Raw genomic sequence first — 6,132 nt, 5'->3', positions numbered from 1 at the left:
CCCGCCGCTCGTCCGATCTGTGCGGCCGGAGCCGCAGGGGCCTCGGCGGCAGCGGCGGCCGGGGCCGGGGCGGCAGCGGGCGCGCCCGTGCCGTCGTCGATGACGGCGAGCTCGGCGCCGACCTCGACGGTCTCGTCCTCGGCGACCTTGATGGACGCGAGGACGCCGGAGGCCGGTGCGGGGATCTCGGTGTCGACCTTGTCGGTCGACACCTCGAGCAGCGGCTCGTCAGCCTCGACGCGCTCGCCTTCGGCCTTCAGCCAGCGGGTGACGGTGCCCTCGGTGACGCTCTCGCCGAGCGCCGGAAGGGTTACGGAAACCGGCATGGTTTCGGTTGCTCCTTACGAATGTGCGGTAGTGGTCGTCGTCGCGCCCGTTGACTGAATCAGTCGTGGGAGTGGAGGGGCTTGCCCGCCAGGGCCAGGTGGGCTTCGCCGAGCGCCTCGTTCTGCGTCGGGTGCGCGTGGATGAGCTGCGCGACCTCGGCCGGCAGAGCCTCCCAGTTGTAGATCAGCTGAGCCTCACCGACCTGCTCGCCCATACGGTCACCGACCATGTGGACGCCGACCACGGCACCGTCCTTGACCTGGACGAGCTTGATCTCGCCCGTGGTCTTCAGGATCTTGCTCTTGCCGTTGCCCGCGAGGTTGTACTTCAGAGCGACGACCTTGTCCGCGCCGTAGATCTCCTTGGCCTTGGCCTCGGTGACACCGACGGAGGCGACCTCCGGGTGGCAGTAGGTCACCCGCGGCACGCCGTCGTAGTCGATCGGGACGGACTTCAGACCGGCAAGACGCTCTGCCACCAGGATGCCCTCGGCGAAGCCGACGTGCGCGAGCTGGAGCGTCGGGACGAGGTCACCGACGGCCGAGATGGTCGGCACGTTGGTCCGCATGTACTCGTCGACGAGGACGTAGCCGCGCTCCATGGCGACCCCGGCCTCCTCGTAGCCCAGGCCCTGCGAGACCGGGCCGCGGCCGACGGCGACCAGCAGGACCTCGGCCTCGAAGGTCTTGCCGTCGGCGAGGGTGACCCGCACACCGTCCTGGGTGTACTCGGCCTTCTCGAAGAAGGTGCCGAGGTTGAACTTGATGCCGCGCTTGCGGAAGGCGCGCTCGAGAAGCTTCGAGCTGTTCTCGTCCTCGACCGGGACGAGGTGCTTCAGGGCCTCGATGATCGTGATGTCGGTGCCGAAGGACTTCCACGCGGAGGCGAACTCGACGCCGATGACGCCGCCGCCCAGCACGATCGCGGACTTCGGCACGCGGTCCAGGACCAGCGCGTGGTCGGAGGAGATGATGCGGTTGCCGTCGATGGTCAGACCCGGCAGCGACTTCGGCACGGAACCGGTGGCGAGGAGGACGTGGCGGCCCTGGACGCGTCGGCCGTTGACGTCGACGGAGGTGGGGGACGACAGCCGGCCCTCGCCCTCGATGTACGTCACCTTGCGGGAGGCGATCAGACCCTGCAGGCCCTTGTACAGCCCGGAGATCACCTCGTCCTTGTACTTGTGGACGGCCGGGACGTCGATGCCCTCGAAGGTGGCCTTGACCCCGAACTGCTCGCTCTCACGGGCCTGGTCGGCGATCTCGCCGGCGTGCAGCAGGGCCTTGGTGGGAATGCATCCGCGGTGCAGGCAGGTGCCGCCGACCTTGTCCTTCTCGATCAGGGCGACGTCCAGGCCCAGCTGCGCTCCGCGCAGTGCCGCGGCGTAACCGCCGCTACCACCGCCGAGGATCACTAGGTCGAAAACGGTGCTGGCGTCGTTCGCCACGTCACGTCCTCCATGCATGTGCGCCGGGCGCCGGTCGTCCAGACCCACGCGGCGGCTGGTGTTCGGCCGCTTTTCTTCGGCCCTGTGGTGGGGCCCTGTCCTGCCGAGAACCCATCTTCGCACTTGTCGGCGGAAGGCGGGACGCGGGGCCGGGGTCCGGGACGGCGGTTCTGCCGCCCCCCGCGGTTACTCGTCCGTATGAACCTACGGATTCCGGTGAAGGCGCACGGCCCCGGGGGTATTCCCGGGGCCGTGCGCCGGCGTGAGCGCAGGATCCGCCGAAGCGGCCCGTCGCCGCGCCTGCCGTCCTACATCAGCCCAGGTCACCGGCGGCGGTGCGCTCGGCGAGCTTCACCAGGGTGCGGACCGCGGAGCCGGTGCCGCCCTTCGGGGTGTAGCCGAACGGGCCGCCCTCGTTGAAGGCCGGGCCTGCGATGTCCAGGTGGGCCCAGGTGATGCCCTCGCCGACGAACTCCTTCAGGAACAGACCGGCGACCAGGCCGCCGCCCATCCGCTCGCCCATGTTGGCGATGTCGGCGGTCGGGGAGTCCATGCCCTTGCGCAGGTCGGCCGGGAGCGGCATCGGCCAGGAGTCCTCGCCCACCTCCTCGGCGATCTCGTGGACGGCCGTACGGAACGCGTCGTCGTTCGCCATGACGCCGAACCTGCGGTGGCCCAGCGCCAGCACCATCGCGCCGGTCAGCGTCGCCACGTCCACGATCGCGTCGGGGTTCTCCTCCGACGCCCTGGTGAGCGCGTCGGCCAGCACCAGCCGGCCCTCGGCGTCGGTGTTGAGCACCTCGACCGTCTTGCCGCTGTACATGCGCAGGACGTCGCCGGGGCGGGTGGCGGTGCCGGAGGGCATGTTCTCGGCGAGCGCCAGCCAGCCGGTGACATTGACCTCAAGGCCGAGACGGGCGGCCGTGACGACGGCGGCGAAGACCGCGGCGGCGCCGCTCATGTCGCACTTCATCGTCTCGTTGTGACCGGCCGGCTTCAGCGAGATGCCGCCCGAGTCGTACGTGATTCCCTTGCCGACCAGGGCCAGGGTCTTCTCCGCCTTGGGGTGCGTGTAGCCGAGGCGCACCAGGCGCGGGCCGTTCGCCGCGCCCTGGCCGACGCCCAGGATGCCGCCGTAGCCACCCTTGGCGAGCGCCTTCTCGTCGAGCACCTGCACCTTGACGCCGTGCTCCTTGCCTGCGGCGGTGGCGACGGCGGCGAACGACTCGGGGAAGAGGTCGTTCGGCGGGGTGTTGACCAGGTCGCGGGCGCGGTTGATCTCCTCGGTCAGCGCGATGGCCCGCTCGGCCGCGGCCTTGTGCGCCTTGTCGCGCGGCTTGGCGCCGAGCAGGGCGACCTCGGCCAGCGGCTGCTTCCTGCTGTTGTCGTTCTTCTCGTTCTTCGCGGCCTTGCCGTTGCCGCCGTCCTGGTACGCGGTGAAGGCGTACGCGCCGAGCAGCGCGCCCTCCGCGATGGCCTCGACGTCCTCGGAGGCCTCGACCGGCAGCGCGAAAGCGGCCTTCTTCGTGCCCGCCAGGGCGCGGGCGGCGGATCCGGCGGCTCGCCGCAGCGACTCGGCCGTGTAGGCCTCGTCCTTCTCCGGGGCCTGGCCGAGACCGACCGCCACCACGACCGGGGTCTTCAGGCCCGAAGGTGCGGGCAGCTTGGTCACCTCGCCCTCGGCACCCGAGGCACCGAGGGTCTCCAGGACGGTGGCGAGCTTTCCGTCGAACGCCTTGTCCACGGCCTCGGCGCCGGCGGCGACGACCGGGCCCTTGGCGCCCTTCGCGACGCCGACGACGATCGCGTCGGCGCGCAGCGTCGAAGCGCCGGCAGTGCTGAGAGTGAGAGCAGTCACGGTGGTGAATTCTCGCTTCCGTTTGAGTTCGATGGCCGAGGAGGTGGGGTCGGCCGTGCCCGGCGCATCGTAAATCGGGCCAGTCGGAGCCCCGGAACGAGCCTACGCGCGCCTGCGATGTTCGCTCACGCCCGCGGTGGTTCACCCATCCGTGGTGTCTCCGACATGTTCGCCGTACGGAGCGTGAGTCCTCCGTCACACTCGGGGCGAATGCGCAAGGGAGCGAGTAGCTGCTTTGCATGATTTCCACAGGTCCTCCGCGCAATCTGCGCATGGAGGCCTCCGAGGGTGGGGGATGCGCGATGGCGTACGGAATCGGTATGGGCGGACTCGGCGGCACGTCCAGCACGGACCGGCGCGGCGGCAGGTCCGGCCCGGGCGGGCTCCGCGGCAGGACGGTGCTCGCACTGGCGACGTCCGCCCTCCTCGCGGCGGTGCTGCCCGCGTCGAGCGCGGCGGCCGCGGACCCGGTGCCGCGGATCGACCTGAGGGTCCTCGTCGTCGACGACGGCGGCGCATCGGTGGCGGCGGTGACCGCGGAGCTGCGCAGCACCGGAGTGCCGTACAGCGTCGTCGACCTCGACGACCCGGGCCGTCCGCGGATCAGCGCGGCGTTCCTGAGCGACACGGTGGGCGGCCGGCCGCGCGCCAGGTACCAGGGCGTGGTCCTGCCCAACGAGGCCCCGTTCGGCACGGACGCCACGGGCACCGCCGAGCAGTCCGCGCTCGTCGCGTACGAGAAGGCCTTCGGCATCCGCCAGGTCGACGCGTACACCTGGGCACATCCGGGCGTTGGGCTCGACTACACCAGCGAGGGTGGCTGGTCCGGCACTCTCGACGGCACCCCGGCCGCCGTCACCGCCGCGGGCCGCTCGGGCCCCTTCGGCTATCTCGACGGGTCGCTGGCCTTCGAGGACAACGCGCCGGACGTCGGCGAGAGCTACGGCTACCTCGCCCGCCCCCGCGAAGGTTTCACCAGCTATGTCGACGCGCCCGTGCCCGGTGGCGAGGGCCGCGCCAGCCTGCTCGGCGAGTACGCGCACGACGGCCGCCGCGAACTCGTCGTGACCTTCGCGTACAACCAGCACCAGCGGCAGTTCCGGCTGCTCGCCCGGGGCATCGTCGAATGGCTCACCCAGGGCGTTCACCTCGGCCAGAGCCGCAACTACTTCTCGGTCCACGTCGACGACGTCTTCGCGCCCGACGCCCGCTGGGACACCGAGCGCAACTGCACTCCGGGTGACATCGACTGCGCGGGCCCCGGCGGCGAGGAGACCCCCGACATCCGGATGACCGCCGCCGACGCGCAGTACGCCGCCCAGTGGCAGCAGGCCGGCGGCTTCACCCTGGACATGGTCTACAACGCGGGCGCGGGCGAGGAGTGGAAGGCCGAGCACGGCGGCACGGACGCGCTGACCGCGCGGCTGCTGGCCGACCGGGCCAAGTACCGCTGGATCAACCACACTTACACGCATCCGTTCCTCGGCTGCGTCCAGGACGTCTCCGTCGTCCCCTGGCAGTGTGCCAAGGACACCGCGGGCAACACGCGGTGGATGAGCCGGGCCGGGATCTCCGCGCAGATCCGGGACAACCACAACTGGGCTGTGAACAAGGGCATCTCCGTCGACCGCACCGAACTGGTCACCGGCGAGCACTCGGGTCTCAGGACACTCCCGCAGCAGCCCGTGGACAACCCCAACCTGGCCCCCGCGCTCGCCGACAACGGCGTCAAGTGGGTCGCCAGCGACAACTCCCGCGAACCGCAGCAGCGCGCCGTGGGCAGCGCCCTCACCGTGCCCCGCCACCCGATGAACGTGTACTACAACGTGGGCACGGCGGCCGAGATGGCCGACGAGTACAACTGGATCTACACGTCGCAGGCCGACGGCGGCAGCGGCATCTGCGAGATCAACCCCGCCTCCACCTGCCTGGACGAGCCGCTGGACACCGGCACCGGCTACGCGGGCCACATCGTCCCGCAGGAGGCCAGGATCGCCCTGGGCCATGTGGTCGCGAACGACCCGCGCCCGCACTACGTCCACCAGTCCAACCTGGCCGAGGACCGCATCCTCTACCCCGTGCTGGACCGGATCCTCGGCGACTACCGGTCGCTGTTCGCGGACAGCGCGCCGCTCGTCAACCCGCGCCAGCGCGACGTCGGTACGGAACTGAGCCGCCGCGACGCCTGGCAGAAGGCCCTCGACGCGGGCAGGGTCACGGCGTACCGCATCGGCACCACCGTCACCGTGCAGGGCCCGTCCGGGGTCGTCGTTCCCGTCACCGCACCCGAGGGCACCCGCAAGCAACTCCTGCTCGGCACGGCCGTCTTCGGCACTCCGTATGCGGGGCAGCGGTCGGCCTGGACCGGGCCCGAGGTGCTCCAGTCCGCCGTCACACTGCGGCTGCCCGCCTGACACCGGGGCTCTCGGACGCACTCTCATGCACCCTCGGCCAAGGGGTGCATGAGAGTGCGCGGCGCGCACGCACGAACCAGCGCACG

4 protein-coding genes are annotated in these 6,132 nt (G+C 70.9%); 1 reads left to right on the top strand and 3 read right to left on the bottom strand.

Annotated elements, in window-relative coordinates; translation table 11 throughout:
- The 3 genes from ABT078_RS39470 to ABT078_RS39460 form a co-directional block, all read right to left on the bottom strand.
- Positions 1-326, bottom strand: a 326-nt coding sequence (locus tag ABT078_RS39470) for a biotin/lipoyl-containing protein (protein ID WP_351236758.1), incomplete at its 3' end; no start/stop codon positions are given.
- Positions 327-385: 59 nt separating this feature from the next.
- Positions 386-1,774, bottom strand: coding sequence for a dihydrolipoyl dehydrogenase (lpdA, locus tag ABT078_RS39465; protein ID WP_351236756.1), 1,389 nt, complete (start codon positions 1,772-1,774; stop codon positions 386-388).
- A 313-nt stretch (positions 1,775-2,087) separates the two neighbouring features.
- Complete coding sequence (locus ABT078_RS39460) at positions 2,088-3,632, bottom strand: leucyl aminopeptidase (protein WP_351236754.1); 1,545 nt, start codon at positions 3,630-3,632, stop codon at positions 2,088-2,090.
- A 239-nt stretch (positions 3,633-3,871) separates the two neighbouring features.
- Here ABT078_RS39460 and ABT078_RS39455 point away from each other — a divergent pair, with 239 nt between their 5' ends.
- Positions 3,872-6,046 carry a hypothetical protein gene (locus ABT078_RS39455; protein WP_351236751.1) on the top strand — a complete coding sequence of 725 codons (2,175 nt, stop codon included), beginning with the start codon at positions 3,872-3,874 and terminating at the stop codon, positions 6,044-6,046.
- Positions 6,047-6,132: the final 86 nt, after the last annotated feature.

The sequence above is a fragment of the Streptomyces sp. NPDC002133 genome (assembly GCF_040296405.1).
Lineage (GTDB): Bacteria > Actinomycetota > Actinomycetes > Streptomycetales > Streptomycetaceae > Streptomyces.
This window is presented reverse-complemented; position numbering and strand designations above follow the sequence as displayed.

Bases quoted from the DNA above. Each gene is read 5' to 3' on its own strand.
- ABT078_RS39455 (WP_351236751.1), top strand. From the start codon at position 3,872: ATGATTTCCACAGGTCCTCCGCGCAATCTGCGCATGGAGGCCTCCGAG.